General features: G+C 58.7%; 17 protein-coding genes, 1 tRNA gene and 2 pseudogenes. 5 read left to right on the top strand and 15 right to left on the bottom strand.

Going from position 1 to position 21,189, the window contains the following annotated elements; genetic code table 11:
• Positions 1-64 precede the first annotated feature (64 nt).
• From GO499_RS09635 to GO499_RS09665, 7 genes and pseudogenes are all read right to left on the bottom strand, one after another.
• Positions 65-367: pseudogene (locus GO499_RS09635) on the bottom strand (DDE-type integrase/transposase/recombinase); the annotation flags it as partial.
• Positions 368-472: 105 nt separating this feature from the next.
• Positions 473-838 (bottom strand): recombinase family protein, encoded by a 366-nt coding sequence (locus GO499_RS09640; RefSeq protein WP_284154963.1) that lies wholly within the window; start codon positions 836-838, stop codon positions 473-475.
• A gap of 130 nt (positions 839-968) precedes the next feature.
• Positions 969-2,240 (bottom strand): tetratricopeptide repeat protein, encoded by a 1,272-nt coding sequence (locus GO499_RS09645; protein ID WP_161861996.1) that lies wholly within the window; start codon positions 2,238-2,240, stop codon positions 969-971.
• Between the two features lie 169 nt (positions 2,241-2,409).
• Entirely contained in the window at positions 2,410-3,102 is a 693-nt protein-coding gene (locus tag GO499_RS09650; RefSeq protein ID WP_161861997.1) for a recombinase family protein, read from the bottom strand.
• A gap of 89 nt (positions 3,103-3,191) precedes the next feature.
• Complete coding sequence (locus GO499_RS09655; protein ID WP_161861998.1) at positions 3,192-3,701, bottom strand: phage terminase small subunit P27 family; 510 nt, start codon at positions 3,699-3,701, stop codon at positions 3,192-3,194.
• Positions 3,698-4,126 carry a hypothetical protein gene (locus GO499_RS09660; protein ID WP_161861999.1) on the bottom strand — a complete coding sequence of 143 codons (429 nt, stop codon included), beginning with the start codon at positions 4,124-4,126 and terminating at the stop codon, positions 3,698-3,700. The genes GO499_RS09655 and GO499_RS09660 overlap by 4 nt, the downstream gene beginning before the upstream one ends.
• The gene (locus GO499_RS09665) at positions 4,126-5,379 is read right to left on the bottom strand and encodes a site-specific DNA-methyltransferase (protein ID WP_161862000.1); all 1,254 of its coding nucleotides are present in this window, start codon (positions 5,377-5,379) and stop codon (positions 4,126-4,128) included. Before GO499_RS09665 ends, GO499_RS09660 begins: the two co-directional genes overlap by 1 nt.
• Before the next feature lie 268 nt (positions 5,380-5,647).
• Here GO499_RS09665 and GO499_RS09670 point away from each other — a divergent pair, with 268 nt between their 5' ends.
• Positions 5,648-6,496, top strand: coding sequence for a PP2C family serine/threonine-protein phosphatase (locus GO499_RS09670; RefSeq protein WP_161862001.1), 849 nt, complete (start codon positions 5,648-5,650; stop codon positions 6,494-6,496).
• Here the strand turns inward: GO499_RS09670 and GO499_RS09675 are convergent.
• Positions 6,493-8,055, bottom strand: coding sequence for a hypothetical protein (locus GO499_RS09675; protein WP_161862002.1), 1,563 nt, complete (start codon positions 8,053-8,055; stop codon positions 6,493-6,495). The genes GO499_RS09670 and GO499_RS09675 overlap by 4 nt on opposite strands.
• A gap of 615 nt (positions 8,056-8,670) precedes the next feature.
• Between GO499_RS09675 and GO499_RS09680 the strand changes: the two genes are divergently transcribed.
• The 3 genes and pseudogenes from GO499_RS09680 (at position 8,671) to GO499_RS09695 (ending at position 12,848) form a co-directional block, all read left to right on the top strand.
• On the top strand, positions 8,671-9,411 hold the full coding sequence (locus tag GO499_RS09680) for a hypothetical protein (protein WP_161862003.1): 741 nt from the start codon (positions 8,671-8,673) through the stop codon (positions 9,409-9,411).
• 1,694 nt (positions 9,412-11,105) lie between these two features.
• A complete protein-coding gene (locus GO499_RS09690) occupies positions 11,106-11,558 on the top strand; it encodes a DUF2924 domain-containing protein (RefSeq protein WP_161862005.1) in 453 nt (150 codons plus the stop codon).
• Positions 11,555-12,848, top strand: a pseudogene (locus GO499_RS09695) (recombinase family protein). Before GO499_RS09690 ends, GO499_RS09695 begins: the two are co-directional and overlap by 4 nt.
• A gap of 366 nt (positions 12,849-13,214) precedes the next feature.
• Here GO499_RS09695 and GO499_RS09700 read toward each other — a convergent pair.
• The gene (locus GO499_RS09700) at positions 13,215-13,913 is read right to left on the bottom strand and encodes an SOS response-associated peptidase (RefSeq protein ID WP_284154964.1); all 699 of its coding nucleotides are present in this window, start codon (positions 13,911-13,913) and stop codon (positions 13,215-13,217) included.
• A 118-nt stretch (positions 13,914-14,031) separates the two neighbouring features.
• Between GO499_RS09700 and GO499_RS09705 the strand changes: the two genes are divergently transcribed.
• A complete protein-coding gene (locus GO499_RS09705; protein WP_161862006.1) occupies positions 14,032-15,228 on the top strand; it encodes a winged helix-turn-helix domain-containing protein in 1,197 nt (398 codons plus the stop codon).
• Positions 15,229-15,471: 243 nt separating this feature from the next.
• Here GO499_RS09705 and GO499_RS09710 read toward each other — a convergent pair whose 3' ends face one another.
• From GO499_RS09710 to GO499_RS09735, 6 genes are all read right to left on the bottom strand, one after another.
• Positions 15,472-15,966, bottom strand: coding sequence for a GyrI-like domain-containing protein (locus GO499_RS09710; protein WP_161862007.1), 495 nt, complete (start codon positions 15,964-15,966; stop codon positions 15,472-15,474).
• Positions 15,947-16,528, bottom strand: a complete 582-nt coding sequence (locus tag GO499_RS09715) for an SRPBCC family protein (RefSeq protein ID WP_161862008.1) — start codon at positions 16,526-16,528, stop codon at positions 15,947-15,949. Before GO499_RS09715 ends, GO499_RS09710 begins: the two co-directional genes overlap by 20 nt.
• Positions 16,515-16,859, bottom strand: a complete 345-nt coding sequence (locus GO499_RS09720) for an ArsR/SmtB family transcription factor (protein WP_161862009.1) — start codon at positions 16,857-16,859, stop codon at positions 16,515-16,517. The genes GO499_RS09715 and GO499_RS09720 overlap by 14 nt, the downstream gene beginning before the upstream one ends.
• 625 nt (positions 16,860-17,484) lie before the next feature.
• A tRNA-Ser gene (locus tag GO499_RS09725) sits at positions 17,485-17,574 on the bottom strand.
• 105 nt (positions 17,575-17,679) lie between these two features.
• Positions 17,680-20,094 carry a DUF3772 domain-containing protein gene (locus tag GO499_RS09730; RefSeq protein ID WP_161862010.1) on the bottom strand — a complete coding sequence of 805 codons (2,415 nt, stop codon included), beginning with the start codon at positions 20,092-20,094 and terminating at the stop codon, positions 17,680-17,682.
• Positions 20,087-21,127: a cysteine synthase A gene (locus GO499_RS09735; RefSeq protein ID WP_161862011.1), complete on the bottom strand. Its 1,041-nt coding sequence runs from the start codon at positions 21,125-21,127 to the stop codon at positions 20,087-20,089. The genes GO499_RS09730 and GO499_RS09735 overlap by 8 nt, the downstream gene beginning before the upstream one ends.
• Between the last annotated feature and the right edge of the window lie 62 nt (positions 21,128-21,189).

Raw genomic sequence — 21,189 nt, forward strand, 5'->3', positions numbered from 1 at the left:
GCTCCTCGACCGGTGCTGTCAGACGAATTCGAACCAGTCTCATCCTGGACAGTGACGCTGCCCCTTATCCCGCACAAAGGCCGCGCCACTTGGTCAGAGCGGCGGTACGGCTCTGCTTGAAGAGGTTTCTGGCGGAGAGGCTGCGTTCACTGTTGAAGTGGTTGGTGACGGAGGCGTGGACGAAGACGAACTTCTGCAGGCTTCGCATGCGCCGGAACCGGAGCATGGCGCGCTCCCGTCGTCGGAATGGCAGATGGGAGTTTTCTGCTCTGTTTTTTGCCCAGCGACCGGTTTCCAGTTGCGCTCCAGCGCCGATTTCCCTGAATGCGGCGCCGGACGAGCGAAGTTGATCGGTCGCGAAGATCTCGTCGAGATATCAGGGCCAGACGCTCTATCCAGTCACTTCGCCGTTAGTGACCTAAGACATTTGCGATGAGCGTGCCTTGCGAAAAGGCCCCGAGGAGCACATGCTTCATTCAGGAATTTGAAGCGCCAACCTCCCCACCAGGTTCCGCACATTGGACACATGCCACCGCCCGCCACGCCGCGTGAGGATGCCCCTGTCATTGAGCGCCCGCGCAATGGCCCGCAGGCTCGTATGCCCGTCCGTTCGGATCGCCTCGACGACCGGCCGTAGTTCTTCGGCGAAGTCATCAGCGTTCCGCGTGACCACTTCTCTCAGCGCCTCTCCACCCTTCCCAGCCCGCCTGAGTGCCCCTGCGCCGTTCGGGTTGCCCAGCTTGACCCCGCGTGCCTTCGCGGCTGCCAGAGCCTCCCTGGTGCGCCGAGAGATGGCCTCGCGCTCCTGCTCGGAGACTTGGCCTGTGATGCTGGCCATCCTGAAGTCAAGGGAAGGCGCGCTGCGCTGAGAAGAGCGGACCTCCGGGTTCATGCGCACTACGGCTGCACTGCGGACTTAGTGAGCTTTCGCTGCGCTTGCGCCAACGTCTGCTTGGGAAAAGTTATAGTCAGATGCCCTTGACGGCATTTCCGATAATTGCCTTGGGGCGATGCATGGCAAGTTGCCTCCGCGCTTCGTCATGACGCCCCAACCGCAGCAGGACACCGACTGACGCATATTCAATCAAATCACGCTGCGCGCGACTGCCACCTAGCCGTGCGTGATCCCAAAGCGCTTTTGTCAAAAGGTCATTCGCATCCGACCAGTTCTGATCAGCGATGGCACCGAATGCCTCAGCCAGATATCGCACAAGGTCGGCTGCTGGTCCCTTGGCACCTACAATGATCCGTTGCAGCTCCTCGGATCTTCCTGCCATCGCATATCCAAGTGCTGCATGTGCATCCGCAAAACCCAAGCCGGGGTTCGGAAACTTCTCTGCGGCATAGTCGCAAACGATCTGCCACCGTTCTTGAGGAACCTCAACACCCGAGAGCTCTGCCCGATATAGAACCGCTGCCAGATCAACCATAACATTTAACGGAGGCCCCCATGCCCCGCGCGGATCGATATCCCGGTCGACAATGCGCCACATCTCATCCGTATCGCCACGCGCCAATGCCCAGAGCGCAATATGCCAAGCGATATGGCAATGCATTTGGCCCTCTTTTTGATAGGAACGTTGCCAGTCCGTGATGAATGCATAACCCGCTTCTGTCTGGCCTGTTTCATAATAGAGATGTGATCGAAAATGCGCACCATGCGCATTCCGCGGATTGGCCGTTAGTGATTTATCAATGCTCTTTTCGGCACGGTGGAATTGGCCGACTTCGGCTTGCGCGAACCCCAACAGACCTTGGAGCCACCAGTCATCGCCATAATGGGGTTCAAGGATCTCAGCCAGCGCTAGGTTCTCGGCTTCGCGTCCCGGCTCGCCACTGAATCCGATCAGACTCAGGACGCCCAGACAGGCTTGTGCGACAATCACATCACGGGGATATTCTTGCAATTGATCACGCGCGGCCTGATATCCAGCGGCGTTTTTGCCGTCGATCAAAAGGCCGATGATCTTGATCTGCCGCGCTTCTCGTTCCGTCAGCGGCCCGTCGCATTGTTTGGCGAGATGAAGTGATTGTTGCGCACCAGCCCTATTTCCGACGAGCTGCCGATAACGCGCCAATACGATATGTGGGAGGGCGAAGCCTTCGTCTTCTTGGGTCGCCAGTTTGAGCGCGGCTTCAACGCCGACCTCGGCACCGAGGAACCGATCAAGGCCAAGAACATACGCATCTCTGGCCTTTTGCGAGTTCGTAGAAAGCGAACATCCGTATCTGTCTTTCATCCCCAGCACCATGTTTGAGCCAATGCTACAACAAACCGCACGAAATGTCTGTGACTTCGCAAAAGCGGTCGCTGATCAGTCGCACAGCATTCAGAACAATGGGCTCAGTGCTGACGTTCGCCGCATCCAGAATGAACTTCAACTTCGTGGGTGCTGATGCGTATTGCAGCTAGCTCGTCAATCTCTCCACCAAGTTCCTGACATTCGACACATGCCACCGCCCACCGCGCCTTGTGAGAATACCCCTGTGATTGAGCTCCCGCGCCATGGCCCTCAGGGTCGTGTGCCCGTCCGCCTGGATCGCCTCGACGACCGGCCGCAGCTCTTCCGCAAATTCGTCGGCATTGCGCGCCACGGTCGCTCTCAGCGCCTCTCCGCCCTTCCCAGCTCTCCTGAGGGCCTCCGCGCCGTTGGGGTTGCCCAGCTTGACCCCACGGGCCTTTGCGGCTGCCAGCGCCTCCCGGGTGCGCCGGGAGATGGCCTCACGTTCCTGCTCCGCGACCAGGGCCATGATGCCGACCGTGAGGTCATTTGCCTCCGGCATGTCGACGGCCACGAAGCGGACGCCGCTGTCTCTGAGGGTGAGCAGGAAGGCGGCATTGCGGGAGAGCCGGTCGAGCTTCGCGATGACGAGCGTTGCGCCCGTCAGTCTCGCAAGCCCCAGGGCTTCCGCGAGTTTTGGCCTGTCCGTCTTGCGTCCGCTCTCGATCTCGGTGAAGCGGCCAAGGATGGTTGCGGTGCGGGCGACGGCGAAGTCCTCGATGGCCTTTCTCTGCGCGTCCAGCCCCAGTCCCGACTTCCCCTGCCGTGCGGTCGAGACCCGCTCGTAGGCGACGAACTTCGGAACCGGCTTCTGGATCATCGGGTGTACAAACCTGCCTGACGTTGGTTGCGCAGGTCTGTACATCGCTCAGATGCCGTCGATGTCGTAGTCGTTTCTGCCCATGGGCGTCAGTTGACCGGGCGCTTGCCATTGTCCGGGACAACATTGCCCTTGATGTCCCGCTCGGAGCCATCGGCGTACTCGTAGACGGTCTTGAAGATGATCGTGCCGTCGCCGATCTCCTGGTCCCGGACGGATACACGGGTGCGGGCCGAAGGGGTCAGACCCATCTCGGTCATGTAGCGGCCCATCAGTTCAATCTGCTTGTTGGCGATCGAGAGCCACGGCGATTGCTGGACGTAGCCCGAGGGCATCCGGATCAGCATTGGAGTGGTCTGCAGCTTCTCCTCGGCCTCGACCCAGCGGGCCCAGGCCTGGCAATAGGCGGCGAAGGCGCCACGGTCGCAGGTCGTCAGAACACCCATCCCGTGGAGGGTCTTCGCCAGCCGCCGCCACTCCGCTCTTGCTGCCTTCGAGAGATGCCCAGGGCAGCGGGGCATACCATCGGGCGGTATTGGTGCATCCGGACCAGCGCGGTCGCGCAGCGCCACCGGCTTCGGCTTGCGTCCGGGCTTCATCCCCGCTCCTCAATGGCGACGCTCTCCGTCTCCAGAAGTCCGGGCTCTGCCGCCCGCGTCACCCGCACCGGTCCCTCGGCCTCGCGCCCGACGATGTTGATCGTCAGCGATTGCGGCACCTCATCGTCCCGATCGTTCTGCCAGCGCGTGTCCTTCTGCCCCAGCCACTGCTTGCCGAGCCAGATCAGCATCGTCGGGTTGCCACCCTGCGCCGTTACCCACTGTGCGCGCCGGAGCGAGGCTTTGCCCTCCGCAGAGTGTTTCTTGTAGAACTCCGCACATCCCCCCTCCCCCGCTTCCTTCAGCCGCCGGTCGATCGTATCCGAGGAGACCCCGAAGAAGGCCGCGCATTCCTCTGCCGTGCAATGGATGCGGGCGAGGTTGACGAGCTGATCGAAGTCGATCTCCTTGCGGGGACGGGCCATCAGGACGCCTCCCCTGCCCGCTCTGCCGCAACCTCTGCAAAGCATTTGCCATCCCCCTCAAGCACTGCCTCCTTCCCGGTAAACACCTCCCAGCGGCGCACGGCCACATCGACATAGGCCGGATCGAGTTCAACGGCATGGGCCAGCCGCCCGCAGGTCTCCGCCGCGATGATCGTGCTTCCCGAGCCGGCGAAGGGCTCATAGACGGCATGTCCGCGGCTGCTGTTGTTCAGCATCGGCCGGCGCATGCACTCGACGGGCTTCTGCGTGCCATGCACCGTTGCGGTATCCTGGTCCCGGCTCGCGATGCTCCAGAGCGTTGACTGCTTCCGATCCCCCGACCAGTGGCCCTTGGAGCGGACAGCATACCAGCACGGTTCATGCTGCCAGTGATAATGGCCGCGGCTGAGGACCAGGCGCTCCTTGGCCCAGATGATCTGCGACCGGATCTCGAAGCCCGACGCGACGAGGCTCTCGGCCACGGTTCCCGCATGCAGCCCGCCATGCCAGACATAAGCGACATCGCCCGGAAAGAGCGCCCAGGCCTCGCGCCAGTCGGCCCGGTCGTCGTTCAGCACCTTGCCCGTGCGCTTCGTCTCTGCGGCTCCCACAGCGTTCCGCCAGGCAGGATCATAGTTCACCCCATAGGGTGGGTCCGTGACCATCAGCGACGGCACGACACCGTTCAGCACGCGGGAGACTGTCGCGGCATTCGTGGCATCTCCGCAGATCAGCCGGTGGCCCCCGAGCAGCCAGAGATCGCCAAGCCGGGAGACGGGCGTTTCGGGAACCTCCGGTGTTTCCTCCTCGCGCGGATCGGCCCCCTCCAGTCCCAGAAGATCATCCAGCTCCTTCGCGTCAAATCCGAGGTCCCCAAGCTCCACACCCAGATCCCCGAGATCTCCCAGTTCCAGCGACAGCAGTTCCCGGTCCCAGCCCGCAGCTTCCGCGAGCCTGTTGTCGGCGAGGATATACGCCCGCTTCTGCGTCTCGTTGAGATGGGCCAGCTCGATGACAGGCACCTTCGCAAGCCCCAGCTTCTCAGCCGCCAGCACGCGACCATGCCCAGCGATGATCCCGTTCGCCCCATCAACCAGCACAGGGTTGTTGAAGCCGAACTCCCGGATCGAGCCCGCGATCAGCCCGACCTGGGCCTCGGAATGGGTCCGCGCGTTGTTGGCATAGGGCACCAGCGACGCCAGTTCCCTGAGTTCCACCGCCCGCGCGCCCGCAATGTCCGTTTCCTTACCCATGACCACCCGTCTGCCAAATCCGCGGCGCTTCGTGTGGCCGCACGGACATTGTACATCAGCGTCAAGTCATTGTAATCATGATAAAATTCGACATGGAGCGACAGGAAAGGACAATTTGGATGGGGTGGCTAAATAGTGGGTTAGTAACTCCGATTATGGCATGTACGCACTCTCGGCGGGCGACCTTGAAAAGACGGTTCACGGCTTAGCACCACTTCAGGAGATAAGTGCGTTGACGCTTTAATTGGCGAGTGACATGGGTTGTCGCATGAGAAATGCACAGGCAAATCGAACCGCTTTTGAAATTATTGAAAGACACTTGGTCGGAAAATCTGACGACCAAGACCTTTGCGAGGATGCTGTCTTTGTGGGGTCTTCTATTGTGGCAGTGCTCGATGGGGCGACAAGCAAATCTGGTCAGCGCCTGAATGGAAAGACGGGCGGAAAATGTGTAGTGGACGCGTTGATACATTATTTGCAAGAAATGCCGGTCGGATTGGATGGCAGAGCTTTGGTTGACGGACTAAGTGCCGCGGTCCGAGAGGCACTGGAAACAACCGTGCTTTGGGCGGATAGGCCGAATGCTGCGATTGCAGTTCTTGATCTGGAGTCGATGCGCGTAACGAGGGTAGGTGACATCGGCCTTATGATCGGCGACAGGAAATATGCCGCGACCAAAAAAATAGATGTTATCGCATCGCAGGCGCGTGCTGCATTTACCCATGCGCTTTTATGCCAACGTGAAGCTGATGCCACCGACATTTCAGTAGAAGATCCGGGGCGAGAGTTCATACTGCCGCTCTTGAAACTGCAGAGCGTGTTCCAGAACGATGCAGGAAGCCCATATGGCTTTGGCGCAATCGACGGCCGAACTGTCCCAGAAGCTTTCATTGATACTTTCGAGCTGCCGTTGGAGGGCGAGGTGGTGATGTGTACAGATGGGTATCCAATACTCTGCCCGCAGCTTGAAGCAGCCGAACATGTGCTGCATGAGAGCCTTGCGAATGACCCAATGCGAATAGGCATGTTCGCTGGTACGAAGGGATATGATGCCAAGAGTCAGAATTCCTTCGACGATCGTGCTTACGTGCGCTTGTCGATAAATGCCAACGCCTAGCGATCAAGCACTCTTTGAAAGTGATGAGCGACAGGATCTAGCCCAAGTAACTCATAGATTATCAACACCTGATCTGAGGGGCTCCTGTCGACTTCACCGTTCAGATAGATCTTCTTCAGATACTCACGGTATTGCTCGACCGATTTGATTTCCGTCAGTGGCAGATCGACGTCAATCTTTGTTTCCATTGGTGCCGGCATGAACCAGATCTTACTGGGTCTTCGATCCTGGATCACGGCAAACGACGCTTCCATCTTACAAAAACCGACGAAAATCGGGAAAGCTCCCCGCTTTAGATCTCGATAGTATCCAGCGAGTTGAATGTTCTTTGCGTAACGCCTCAGGCGTTCCCGGTCATAGGCTCGATGGCTGTCTTGTGGTATGCCGCCAGTTTCCTCAAGCAATTCGCGGGCCATGCCGAAACGGATCGCATCATCAAGGTTACCTGTCTTGTCGGCGCCAGAATGAAAGAAATCCATATACTCAAGCGAGCCTGAGCCCGACATCACGGAACGACCTGCATTGATGTTTGCACTCATTCTCTGAAAGCAAAGGACCGGAATCCCATCCGATGAGACCGCCGCGACAACAGATCCGATGTGGTTCGAAAGGCCATGCGTCTCTGTGATCGATTGCAGGCGAAATGTACGTTTGGAAGGTGTTTCACCCTCAATCCCGATCACTGGATACATTTTTAGGAGACTATCGCTGTGTATCTTGTTGTTCTCGTGGACGATGATCTTGGATGCGGCATCGTTGGTCACCATCGAGCAAAAATAGGTCGTCCTACCCAACTCTGCCGTCAGTTCACCGTCCTTGAGGTCAAGCGCACCAAGTGACATCTTTTCGGCATCAAAAAAGGAGCGCCCGTTGGTTACAGCCTCGCGACTAAGGATATCGAGCACTTCAATCTGGTCGTCGCGGAAGACCTCCTTTCTCGCGTTAAGGATATCTTGAGTGTCAAAGTGGAAGAATTCGTTCTTTGCCGTAGGGCGGCATTTGATGTGTCCGTCTAGCAAATGCCGCGAGACCCTCTGATCGAATTCAACCCAATTTGCCGTTTCCAAATCGTTGAACTGACGAACCCTAATGATTGGTACATCGGGATCCAGGCTTACAATCTTATTGAAGTGTAGCTCGCCGCCTTTTGCGTACGGTGACTTGGGGTCCGTCAAACGAGTTTTGCGAATTTTTAGGTCGCTGAACTCTCCTCCAAACGCGCGAGGTTTGTGAAGAAATAGGAGTTTGTAGATAAGCGTGCCTATCGCAACCAGAAGGCTGCCAACCGCCACGTAAAGCGTCCAGATAGAAGCGTCTTCCGAGAAGACCCTATACAAAGCTGAGGCCATCGCAAGTGCGGCGGAAACGACAGTAATCAGAAAAAACCTTCTACGCCAATGCTTGGCAACAAAGCGCATTACCGACCATCGTGTGTAGAGTTTGTTGGCAAACTTGCCTTCGGAAAACGTCTTCAAACTGAAAAATGTCTTTAGGACGTGTTGAGCATTGTCCCAGAACGTGGGTTCGCCAAGCGGGTTTGTCTTCCCAGTTTCAGCCATTTTGATTCACCTAAAAAAAGCATCAATGGTTACCAGTCAGTCGATGCTGGCCGGGTTGACGTATTTACGACCAGTTAAAGTGACTATCGGATTTTCGATTCAATTTCTGCGTAGGTACAGCGGAAACGGAACAATTCACGGATGATCAGACTCATTCGGAAATTCTCCTTGGAAACTCCAATATAACGGCTTCTTCTTCAATCTATGTGCTATCTGGAAGAATAACAACGTGGGCGCTTTCAGGCTTGGACTGGTACTTCGGTAGTGTCTCGGGAAGCCCCGATCAGTCCAGGCACGGCCTCCAGACTAGCCCTAGCTTGCTCAGCCGAACCCTCGACCCAGCACACACTTTCCAGCCGGGCCCTCGTCCTGACACCCGGTATCGCGCGATTTAAGGTACATTTCCCTACATGGGATTTTCCTTTGAACGACCCGCCATCCAGTGCCGTTCGCGCTTATGTTTCGTTCCTGAACAACCCCGGATGCAACGCCACCGTATCCTTTCGGCTGGTTGCTGTCAGGCCGTAGACCCACCATAGCTCTAGTCCTCTAAAAACTGGCAAATCGCTGAAGACGCTTTACCGAAAGTCTGCATCTTGCGACACTGATGGCGCCATGATTACACGCATTCGGTCTATGCTATCGAGACCTGCAACCCACCTTGTGGCCGGATTACTGCTGGCTGCTACGGGGTTTGTTTGGTGGTCGACTCCGCTCAAGGTCGTTGATGGGAGTTTGTCCGGTTCAGTCTCAAACTACTCAGCATTAGGGTGCGTTGGGTGTGGTTCCGTAATTGCAGAATTGGAGTTAGATGGCCAACCCATTCAAGCCACTGCCGGAATTCCGTTCATACTTGAACTAGGGGTCAAGCGAGTTCCAACGAGTGAAATCTTCGCGCAGATGAGTGAACCTGGGAGTTTTATCGGTCGTTCGAGAATTAACCTCGTCGGATCCAGAGTTAGGCTGCACATCGCGGGAGCCGAGATTTCACCTTCTGACCCCATTCAAGTTCAGGAAGGCAACAAATTAAGATGGTCGGTTAGGATTAGTGAGGTCGGAGATGTCGTTGGGTTTGTAGAGGTCCAAAGCGAGGTGTTCCCGAAAAGCTGGTCGCGCGCGCCGAAGTCTGACCTGGCCCCGGATGTCATTCGATTTGATGTGGCTCCGAACCATGCGAATTTCACATTGCAACAGATGTATGGTACGCCGGTGGCCTTCATTTTGGGCCTCCTTATTTCCGCATCAAGCGTCGTCCGCTTCTATTGGGCATGGATCGACCGCCGAAAAGCTCGCCAGACTGAAGCTGAAGAACGAGAGGCGAAGCGTGAGGCGGAGAAACCGAAAATCATTATGTGAACGACTTTTATGTTCATTGTCCGCGCACTTTCATCGCGCGCTCAATTTCGATCAACACAACATGCGGAACTCTCTCTGGTCGAATTGCGCATGCGGAGAACTTAGGTGAAGGAAACCTCAAAGTGGTGCTCCTTCGCCTGGAAGCTTATGCATGCCACACCTCTGTGCGATCATTTCCGAGGTTTTCGCCGAGTGAGCAGGAAGCCACCGACGTCAAAAAGCCCTCCGGGTTGGACGCACCGTGACAGATGTGTCGGATGTGACGGATAACTTCATTAGTTCCCCACGCGCGCGCGTGAGAGACAAACGATTTCACCTGTCACATCCGACACAATGCGGTGCTTCAGGGCGACGCTTCCGCTTCGGCCGGTTTTTGCTCTTCGCCGGTTTTCATCTCCGTACACCTTGTCGTGTCCCCTTTTCCGTCTTCGCCTTCACCCTGTTCTCTTTCGCTCTAACCCTGATGTGTCAGTTGGAGAGTCCCTGAGCAAAAGGCATAGGACGACCAGCCCCGGACTTTGCCGAGGTTGGTCCCGCTGCCTTCGCGTACGTGTCAGCCGGAGCCGCCCGTCGCGTCAGGCCCCCGAGGTCGCCAGGATCCCAGCCTCGGAGTTGGCCGCTACTTACGGCACCGGATCTGGTGCCGGGGGACGCGCTTCGGCCTTTCGGACTGCGCCTGACTCCTGTCCCCGCCCCGTGGTGAGCCCTACTCGGATCGGTGCCACGGTCATTAAACCCTCCGCCGATCAAGGCAGGTAGTGGCAGCTCTCGGCTGCAAATTACCCGCCCCAAATTTTAATTCCGGCGTAACACATTGAATAGGTTGACAATTAAAGCCAATCGACGACAGGAGGCGACACCTTCCCCCGACGTCCGGCGTCTGGGCTGGAATTCACATCCGATCAGACAAGGTGAGTCGTTGTGGTGATCCGGAACGTTGAGGTGGCGGCGGAGCTCAGCAGGGAGGTTGTGCCTGTTGTCCGGCAGCTCACGGTCGATCATCGGCTCATGCAGAGCCTAAGGATGTTTGCCCTAGGAGAGTTTGGTCAAGGAGTTCGACGAATTCAGCGAATACTTCTATCGCCGAGACTGGCGGGAGAACAAGAGCAACCACAGAAAACCTGTTTCTGCCAATATTAGGTCTTTAACGTCTGTGCCATTTCGTCAGGGCGCTGAAAGAACGCTAAAGTTTCTATTTTCACGTTCTTGGAAAAACGCGAATGCCAAGGGGTTGCCCCCTTTTACGTTCTGCATATCCTAGATGCAGAACAAAAGCTGAACGAGCAGTATTGATATGGTTAGAATGTCTTCAGGTCGGCAGGCAGAACTACCGGCAATGGTGTCCGAAACCAGGCTCGCGGACTATTGGGATATCTCTCAGCGTACTCTGCAGAGGTGGCGTTCCAAGGGGTGCGGTCCGGAGTTTGTCCGTATTGGTGGTGTCATCAGGTATCCGCTGGAACGGATCCAAGAGTACGAGCAAGAACATCGCGGCAGTGCTGGCACGCCATGAACCCTCTCCACCCCCGCCACATGACACCCCGCGAGCGCCGAGCGGAGCTCTGCCGCATCCTCGGTCTCGGGCTCATCCGGCTGGCGCAGTCAAGCGAACTACCGGGGCGAATGGGAGAAAGTTCGCTTCCAATCTCCGCCGACCAGAGCGGTCATGCAACTCCCTCGAACAGGAGACACGCATGACCAAGGATGGAATACCGGCCCGGCTGGCAGCGCTGAAGACGATGCCGACGGCAGACCTTAAGGCGGAATGGCAGGACCTCTTCGATGGCCCCGCGCCGCCCTTCAACCGCCGCTACCTCGAAAGTCGTCTCGCCTACCGCATTCAGGAACTGGCCTATGGCGGACTGAAGCCCGAGACCCTCCGGCGTCTGGAAGAGATCGGCGAAGAGCTCGATGGCGGCGACCGGCGGAAGCGGAGCAGGCGGGCCGATCAGGGGCGGCCCATCGTGGGCACGCGGCTCCTTCGCGAGTGGCAGGGGGTCGAGCATGTCGTGACGGTCACCGCGGACGGCTTCGACTGGCAGGGGCGGCCCTACAAGTCGCTCTCGGCGATCGCACGGGCCATCACCGGGACGCGGTGGAACGGCTGGGTATTCTTTGGCCTCAAACGGCAGGGAGGCCGATCATGACCTCCGCCACCATTCGAAAGCGCCGCTGCGCCGTCTACACCCGCAAGAGTAGCGAGGAAGGGCTGGAGCAGGCGTTCAACTCCCTCGATGCCCAGAGAGAGGCCTGCGAGGCCTACATCACCTCCCAGCGCTCCGAAGGCTGGGTGCTCGTGCGTGACCGCTACGACGACGGCGGGACCTCCGGCGGCACGCTCGATCGCCCTGCCCTGCAGCGGCTCATCGAAGACGTGGAGGATGGGCTCGTCGATGTGGTCGTCGTCTACAAGATCGACCGGCTCTCCCGCTCCCTGGCCGACTTCTCGAAGCTCGTCGATGTCTTTGACCGCAATGACGTGACCTTCGTGAGTGTCACCCAGTCCTTCAACACCACCACCTCTATGGGACGGCTGACGCTGAACATCCTCCTCAGCTTCGCCCAGTTCGAACGGGAGGTGACCGCCGAGCACATCCGGGACAAGTTCGCCGCCAGCCGCCGCAAGGGCATGTGGATGGGGGGATATGCACCGCTCGGCTACCGGGTCGAGAACCGCAAGCTCGTCATTGACGACGAGAAGGCACCCCACGTTCGCTGGATCTTCAACCGGTTCCTCGACGTGGGATCGGCCACCACGCTGGCCCGCGAGGCGTCTGCACGAGGCCTCACCACCCAGCACGGCAATCCCGTCGACAAGAAGGTCGTCTACCGGATGCTGAACAATCGGCGAGGCCGTCCACAAGGGCGAGAGCTATCCCGGTGAGCACGATGCCATCATCGACCGGGAGACATGGGACAAGGTCCATACCATCCTGAAGGAGAGCCCCCGCAAGCGCGCCGCCAATACCCGCGCCGACACGCCTGCGCTTCTGAAAGGTCTGCTCTTCGGTCCCGATGGCGCGGCCTTCTCCCCAAGCCACACCCGCAAGGGTGGCAGGCTCTACCGCTACTATGTCAGCCAGACAGTTCTCAAACACGGCAAGGGCACCTGTTCCGTCGGTCGCATCCCTGCCAACGAGATCGAGAAGGCCGTCATCGATCAGCTGCGCGCCGTCTTCCGCCAACCCGAGATCATCCTTGGCGCCAGCAGGACCACAGCGCGGCAGGGAGCGCCCCTGGACGAGGCTCAGGCCCGTCAGGCCCTCACGGAGCTCGATCCCCTCTGGGACGAGCTCTTCCCCGCAGAACAGGCGCGCATCGCCCAGCTTCTGATCGAACGGATCGACCTCGGGACAGAGGGTTTTGATCTGCGGCTCCGGGTGGATGGGCTGCAGGGGCTCGTTGCGCAGTTCTCCGACGTGGAGGATGCCGCATGAAGCACGCAGCCCCGGACACCATCACGCTGCATGTGCCGTTCCGCCTGCAGAAGAAGGGCGGGCGCAAGGAAGTCGTCTTGCCCCCGGAAGCACCGCTTCCCGCCGTCGTCGACACCACGCTCCTCAAGGCGCTCGGTCGGGCCTTCCGCTGGAAACGGATGCTGGAGAGCGGGGACTTCGCCACCATCGGGGATCTCGCCCGTCATGAGAGGATCACACATTCGTACATGACGCGGGTGCTCAGGCTGACATTGCTCGCACCGGAGATCGTGGAAGTGGTGCTGGAGGGAAGGCAGGGAGAGGAGCTCACTCTGGCCGCTGTGATGGATGGATTTTCGGTGCAGTGGGAGCGTCAACTGGCTTCCTTCACGTCGGCCCATCATCCGACTTCAAGTCCTCCCCCGACTGAACGATCCGCATCTGATCCTCCGGGAAGGGCCGCACAAGCCGATACGCTTCGTCGCCAGAGCCATCCAGCCAGGTGGCATGGTCAGCGGGATCTAGGATCACCGGCATGCGGTCGGGATGGATCTTCCGCACGAGATCATTGGGTTTTGTCGTCAGGATCGTGAACGTATCGATCTCGACCAACTCATCCCGGTAATTGCCGCGGAATTGCCGCCACATGCCTGCAAATGCGAAGGGCGGCCGTTCGTCGTCTCCCTGCACCCCGAACCAGTAATAAGTTGCCGGTGCCTTGCCCTTGGCTTCACAGAACGACGTTGCCGGCACGAGGCAGCGCCGCTCGGCAAAGCTCGATCTCCAAAAGGACGACGACCGCACCTTGTCGTCGCGGGCATTGTTGACGGCTTTCGGCAGGATCGGCTTGCCTGTCTTCTTCGAGACCTGCGGCATGAGAAAGCCCCGGTGCATTCGCACGAGCTCCCGTTGACCATCCCCACTCTGGCGCATGACCGGCGCCTCGTAGCGCGGGAAGATCGCCGGCAGCGGCGGCTGGTTGCCGAGATGGTCGTTGCCAGCGTCCACACCGAACAGGTTCCGCATGGCGTCCACGGGCATCGTGTTGCTGAAGAGGTTGCACATGGCCAGAAGATGAAGTCCCAAACCAAACTTGGCAAGCGCGCCGACTTTGCAAGCGATCCTGGGCTCAGGTCGTAGCTACCCCGCGCTCCTGATAGACTGCCATTGTAGGCCCTGCGATTTCCCGGCATGAACATGTCCCATGAACCGCCCAGTCCTGGATAACCAGCGCGCCCGCCGCCTGTTTCTCGACCGCCACCTGTTGCTTCGCCCGACTGGCGGAACCGGCCGGGGCGCCGATCTCGAAGGTGTGCTCGACAAGCTGGGCTTCGTTCAGGTCGACAGCATCAACACTCTGGCACGCGCGCATGATCTGATCCTCTGGTCGCGCCGTGGCCAGTACCGCCCGCGGGCGCTTGAACACCTGGTCGCGCGCGACCGCTCCGCGTTCGAGCACTGGACACATGATGCCGCCATCATCCCGATGCAGTTCTACCCGATGTGGCGGCTCAAGTTCTCGCGGGAGGAAGCGCGTGCCCGGGAACGCTGGCCGGCATGGCGTCGGGATGGATGGGAAGACGAGATCGATAGCGTGCTGCGCCATATCTCGGATACGGGGCCGGCCTGCTCTCTCGATGTCGGCACAGACGAGCAGAAGACGTCGTCCGGTTGGTGGGATTGGCACCCTTCGAAGACGGCTCTCGAATTCCTCTGGCGTTCCGGACAGCTCGCAATTTGTCACCGGCGCGGCTTTCGGAAGTTCTACGATCTGGCCGACCGCGTGATCCCCGCTGAACGCCTCCACCAAAGACTGGATGAGGAGGAAATCATCCACCGCGCGATGAGCCATGCACTCTACCGGCTCGGCTTCGGTACCAGCGGCGAACTTGCCGCGTTCTTCGACATCGCAACGAAGAGTGAGGCGAAAGCCTGGTGCGCCGCGCAACTTGCCGCGGGAGGGATCATCGAGGTCGATATAGAACTGGCCGACGGCTCCCGCCGACGCAGTTTCACAACCGTTGAAACTCTGGATTCAGCTGCCTCTCAGCCCGATCCTTCGTCCCGGATACGACTTCTCTCTCCCTTCGATCCTGCCCTGAGGGACCGCGCGCGAACCGAACGCCTCTTCGGATTTCACTACAGGATCGAGATCTTCGTGCCGGAAGCCAAACGCAAGTACGGCTATTACATCTTTCCCGTCCTCCAGGGCGACCGGTTGATCGGGCGGCTCGATACCAGCCGCAAAGGCAGTACTCTGCTCGTGCGCGCCTTCTGGCCCGAAGCCGGCGTTCGCATGGCAAAAGCGCGCATCGCCGGATTGGAAGCGGAGCTTGAAAGGGTCAGGGCCATCGCCGGTGTTGATGGCGTTGCATTCTCGGATGATTGGTTGCGGGCGTGAGAAGTCAAGGTCCTGAAGCGAACGGCCCGAAGCCGACATTCGGAGCCGGCTCTGATGCCGCACTGCGGCTTCCCGAGACCAGCCATTCATACATCGTTTAGCATTCTCAACTGGTGAAAGTCAGCTGTGCGGACGAAGCTGCCGTTTGGAAGCAAAGCGCAAAGGTCTCGAGTGGAGCTGGATGCGAACGGTTCGGTTGTGGTTAGGAGACGTGGAAAGTCGACATTCGGTATCCGACCCAACTCAGTCTTTCAGCTTAATCGCCACAACGGTCTTGCGTTTGTCTTCGTCAGGTTCATCCTGCGGGCCGTTGGGATAAAACTCGACACGACTGGCGAAGTGGTCACCGTCTGGCGCGGGATGCATGTCGAAAACCAGATCGTTTTCCCGCGACCAGTCGATCAGGACGCCATTCACCTTCGTCAGATGGCGGTACGGTCCGACATAGGTCAGTTCCGCATAACGCCCGGCTGGCAGGATGCCGCTTTTCAGCGCACCGGTCGCCGATTGCGCTGAACTCGTCTCGAACCCGAATTCCATTTCCAGTTCCGGCATCTTGACGATGTTATACTTGAAGATCGCAGCGCCCGTTCCCGCGATGCCTTGCCTGTCGATCTCAACGACCAGCTTGTCCAGGGTTTCGGTCGCAACCTGACCGATAGGCATCACCACCTGACGCCGTAACGAGACGTAGTGTCGGGCGGCGTAGTCAACGACCTTAGGTGTGCCGATGTTCATGTATTTCTTCGTCGATTTCTTGCGCCTGACGCGCTTTGGCTGCTGCAAAATCCGCCGCTACCCCGTCTATGCGGGGGCTGCCTTTTGGCCGCCAGTCCTCCAGACCGAACAGCAAGAGATAGGCATCGAGCAGATCGAAACTGCTGCTCCAGCCCCGGCTGTGACCGTCCCGCTCCGCACGGTTGAGGAACGGTGTTTGTTTGAACAGCATCCGCGTGGTACCGTCTGGCTGCGCGATGAAGTCCATCTTCACAACTGTCTCAAAGCCGTCGCCTGCGTTTGTGTAGGTAAAGCTTAGCCGGCGCGGTTCATCGATCTCGATGAACTCCCCGAAGATCACATGTGCATGGCCGGGGCCAGCTGTCATCGTGCGTCGCCATTTTCCGCCCGGGCGAAAGTCCTGCTGGCACTCGCTTAGCGCGCAACCTTCGGGGCCATGCCAGCGCACCAGATGGTCTGGGTCTTTCCACAAGCTCCAGACCAGCTCCCGCGGTGCTGCAAACACCCTGTCGATATCGAGCGTCAGCGCGCGTTGCTCTGGTGTCGCATCAGTTTTCGGCATCTGAGTCACCTTTCTGTAGCTCGGCCAGGTAGTCATCCATACGGTCGAAAGCTCCTTCCCAATGCTTGCGATAGCTCTCCACCCAATTGGCGATCTCGGCCAAAGGCGCTGCATTGAGTTGCACCGGTCGCCATTGCGCATTCCGGGTGCGTTGGACGAGGCCCGCACGCTCCAACACCTTCAGATGCCGAGAAATCGCTGGCATGGAAATATCGAAGGGTTCGGTCAACTCCCCGACCGACGCCTCTCCCTCGCTCAGCTGCTGCAGGATGGCCCTGCGGGTCGGGTCGCCGAGTGCAGAGAATGTGAGAGATAGGGAATCTGCCTGCATTTAACGACTCCATTACTTAACATATATGTTAAATACGATTTTTCCGAAGGCGTCAAGATGCAGTGGCGCGTATTGAGCGTTTGGTCACTGACTGCGTCGAGAGGGAAAACGATGACGAGAGCCGCAGACACGATCACTCGGTTCTAACGTTCCCGTATCTCGCAAGTCGAAAGTTGAGCAGGAAGTTTTCTTAGAAGGCAGTCTTGGCTTTGAGATTTCAGTGCCCGCATTCTACGATTGTCTCAAGAACTCTCGTGTGTGCGGTGAACTTCCGCTTACCGCCATTCTTGTCGTAAAGAATGGCTTGGGATCTCTGTGATTTGTCATCATCCTGGTAAGCTAGTTGCATCTTTCGCCTAGTCTAATTTCGACGCCGGTCGCATCTCCAACCAAAGATCCCTGACGGGCAACGCCTAAAACCCCCTCAAAAAGCCATTGTGTATCAACGGGTTAAAGCTGAACACCAAAATGTGGCAGTCAACAGCTTTGGAGAACTTGGACCGGAGAGAGCGCTTTCGGGCCTCTTAGCGCAGAAAGCAGTGAACAGCCTTTCGGCTACAAGTCTTTAAAATAACGGAAAAATCACGCAGTCAGGCGCGGGAGAGAAACGGTTATCGGGGATTTGTGGCGGAGAGACAGGGATTCGAACCCTGGATACGGTCTCCCGTATACACACTTTCCAGGCGTGCGCCTTCGACCACTCGGCCACCTCTCCGCTGGAGCCTGCGTTATACAAAAACGAAACCGGAAGGCAAGGGGCGACGGCCGTTAAATTGAGATGTCGCCGAGACGACCCAGCGAAACGTCGTATCGCCGCCGCTCACTCACCGGCCGCTTCCCGGCCGCCCATGGATTTCGCCAGTTCTTCGGGGTTACGCAGCCAAAGGTCGCGCTGTGCGAACGGGATCTCTATGCCTTCCTCCGTGAACTTCTCGTAGATCTGATAATTCATCTGGCTCTTCACGGAGAGCATGTTGTTCACATCCCGCAGGATCGCGCGGATCTCGAAATCGAGGCTGTCGGCACCAAAGCCCATGAAGAGCACCGCTGGTGGCGGCGTACGGATCACGAGCGGGTGGTTTTCGGCGATATCCTTAAGCAGAGCCTCCACTTTCTTAACATCGGTTCCGTACGCCACCCCGACAGGCACGATAACCCGGCCGTTCATCGACCCATGCGTGTAATTCAGAACCGTTCCGGCGATCAGCTCCTGGTTCGGAACGATGACATTCGACCGGTCGAAAGTTTCGATCTCGGTCGATCGTACAGAAATCTTTCGGACGTAACCCGAATAGCCGGCGACCTCGATCCAGTCACCCTGCTTGATCGGGCGTTCGATCAGAAGGATGATGCCTGACACGAAATTCGACACGATGGTCTGCAAACCGAAACCGACGCCGACGGAAAGCGCCCCGGCTACGATGGCGAGGTTCGAGAGGTCGAGGCCGGTAGCTGTTATGGCGACGACTGCCGCGACAAATATGCCAAGATATCCCACACCGGTGGAAACTGCATTTTGGCCGCCAACGTCCAGCTTGGTGCGCGGCAGCACCGTGCGGCGCAAAGCCGATTGCAGCGCTCGGGTCAACGTGTAACCGATGCCGAATACTACGATCAATGCCAAGAGGTCCGTCAAAGAGATACGGCTGCCACCGATGCTGATACCGTCGCGCAGCCAGACCCACGCCTCCAGCAGGTCGCTTTGCCGCGCCCCCCAGATGAGGGCGAGCACCGGCAGGCAGGCAAGAGCAATCAGGAAACCGGCAAAAACGGGCAAGAGGCCAAAGCTGTCTCCACTTTGGCCATCGCTGTCGTCCGACGTCTTCATTACAGCTTCCAGCAACCGCAGGAAGGTGGCGAAAAACACGTAAGCCGCGCCGAAAACGCCAGCGCTCATTACAAAAGAGAAAAATACATAGTCGGAAAGGGCCGTGTAGCCGATGGCTGCGAGCAACGGACTGACGATAGCCACGAACACAGCCAACTTACGCAAGACCCGTACAGAACCGGTGCCAAAGGCATCCATTACCTGCTCATCACCTTCGCTTTCAACCTTGCCGGCCGTCAACGCCTTGGAGAACAGAGCCGCAAGTCGCCAGAGTGAAAGCGCGGCGAGCAGCAGGACCGGGAACTTCAGCACCGCCGCTATTGTCTCGTCGGCTTGCTGTTGTTCAAGGATCGCAGCCAGGAGGAATTGCAGCGCGGCGAACAAGCCGAGAATCTGCGTCCAGAATGAGCCAGCATGGGCATCTTCATCGTTCAGCGTCACCAACCTGTATCGTTCTATCGCCGGAGCAAAGATGGAATGTCCGATCCAGTAGGAGAGGATCACGAAGGCCGCAAACTGCGGCAGCGCCGCTACCACGGCGTCTCCAGCGGGGCCGAACAGGTCCAATGTCTTCAGGCCAACAATGAAGAGAGCAGCCCCGACTGACGGCACGATCAGCCGGGCGAGATTCAGTACCGTTCCACCCCAGGCAGAGGCCTTGCTGGCGGAACTGCGTTCGAGGTATGCCAAAACCCAACCGACAATGCGCCTGCGCACCACGAACAATAGCAACAGACCGAGCACCATCATGACGCCCGCGAACGGCAATCGCTGCAATGTGCGTTCGCGCTCAAAACGGTTATCGAGCGTAGACAGCACTTCACCCTGAAGTTCCTGGAAATACGAGACCACTGCAATCGCCGCGCCAGGCCAGTTCTGCGGCAGGACCGGTGATGGCCCGAGAGAGATCAGACGATTGGAAAACTGTGTGCGCATGCGGGAATCGATCCGCGCGAGTATTTCGGCCGTGTCTTCGCGCGCGGCGCGGGCCGCAAGGAGGTTGGCCTGTGCCTCCTGAAGGCGCTGGTTGAGGTTGACCCGTTCGGCGGCCACGGTTTCCGCTTCGGTTTGCCCTTCCGCGGGCTTCGGACCCAGACTTTCGAGCGTTGCCCGGATGCTCGCCAGTTCGGCCTGTGCAGATTCCTCAGCGCTCAGCGCATCGCTGCGCTGCTCGGCGAGATCGGAACGTACGGCATCGAGTTCGGCCACCGTCGCCTCTTCGGAAGCAATCAGCGTCTCGCCCCGCTGCACCAGGCGCGACCATGTCGCGGTCTGCGCGGCGATGCTCGTATCTTCCTCGGACTGCGCGTGAAGCTGCGGTGCGGCCACCAGCAGGCAAAGCGTTAGGATTCCAGACAGGCACAGGTTGGCGAGGCGGGCATAGGTCGCTAATTTCTGATCAGTCATTCTCGAACACGGTTGGGAGTTCTAGTGGGTCCCGTTGCAGGAACAGCGGCACAGGCAGGTCCTTGCTGCGCAAGAACTCCGGGTTATAGAGTTTGGATTGGTAACGGGTTCCGTAGTCGCAAAGCACCGTCACGATGGTCTTGCCCGGCCCCAGATCACCGGCCATGCGCACCGCACCGGCGATATTTACACCGGACGACGCGCCGAGGCACAGCCCCTCGGTCTCCAGAAGGTCGAAGATATAGGGCAAGGCTTCGGCGTCGGAGATGTTGTAGGCGTAATCCACTTCCAGACCTTCGAGGTTCGCGGTAATACGCCCCTGCCCGATACCCTCTGCGATCGAGGAGCCTTCGGATTTCAGTTCGCCCTCTGTGTAATAGCTGTAAAGTGCCGCGCCGTCCGGATCCGCTATGCCGATCTTGACGTCCGGGTTCTCGGCCCGCAGGCCCGCCGCCACTCCGGCAAGCGTCCCGCCGGAGCCCACGGCACAGATGAAGCCGTCCACCTTCCCGGCCGTCTGCTGCCAGATTTCCGGCGCCGTCGTCTCGACATGCGCATCGCGGTTGGCGGTATTATCGAACTGATTGGCCCAGATCGCGCCATTGGGCTGCGTTTCGTTCAGCTTTTTTGCAAGACGCTCGGAATAGCGGACAAAGTTGTTTGGGTTGCGATAGGGAGCTGCCGGAACCTCGACCAGGTCGGCTCCGGCTATCCGGATCATGTCCTTCTTTTCCTGACTCTGCGTCTCGGGAATGACGATCACCGTCCGAAACCCCATGGAAGAGCCGACAAGAGCCAGGCCGATGCCAGTATTGCCGGCGGTGCCCTCGACTATCATGCCTCCCGGCTGCAATTCACCGGCCTCGATGGCCTTGCGGACGATACTCAGCGCCGCCCGGTCCTTCACAGATTGGCCGGGGTTCATGAACTCCGCCTTGCCTAGAATTTCGCAGCCAGTGAGGTCAGAAACCTTGTTCAACCGGATCAGTGGCGTGTTGCCGATGGCGTCGGCAAGATTGCGGCGCAGGGTCATTGAAGGTCTCTTTCGGTCAGTGGCGCTCGGGTCCAGAACCTAGTGCGCCACCCAGTTGCCTG

This window comes from Algicella marina, from assembly GCF_009931615.1.
In the GTDB taxonomy this organism is placed as follows: domain Bacteria; phylum Pseudomonadota; class Alphaproteobacteria; order Rhodobacterales; family Rhodobacteraceae; genus Algicella; species Algicella marina.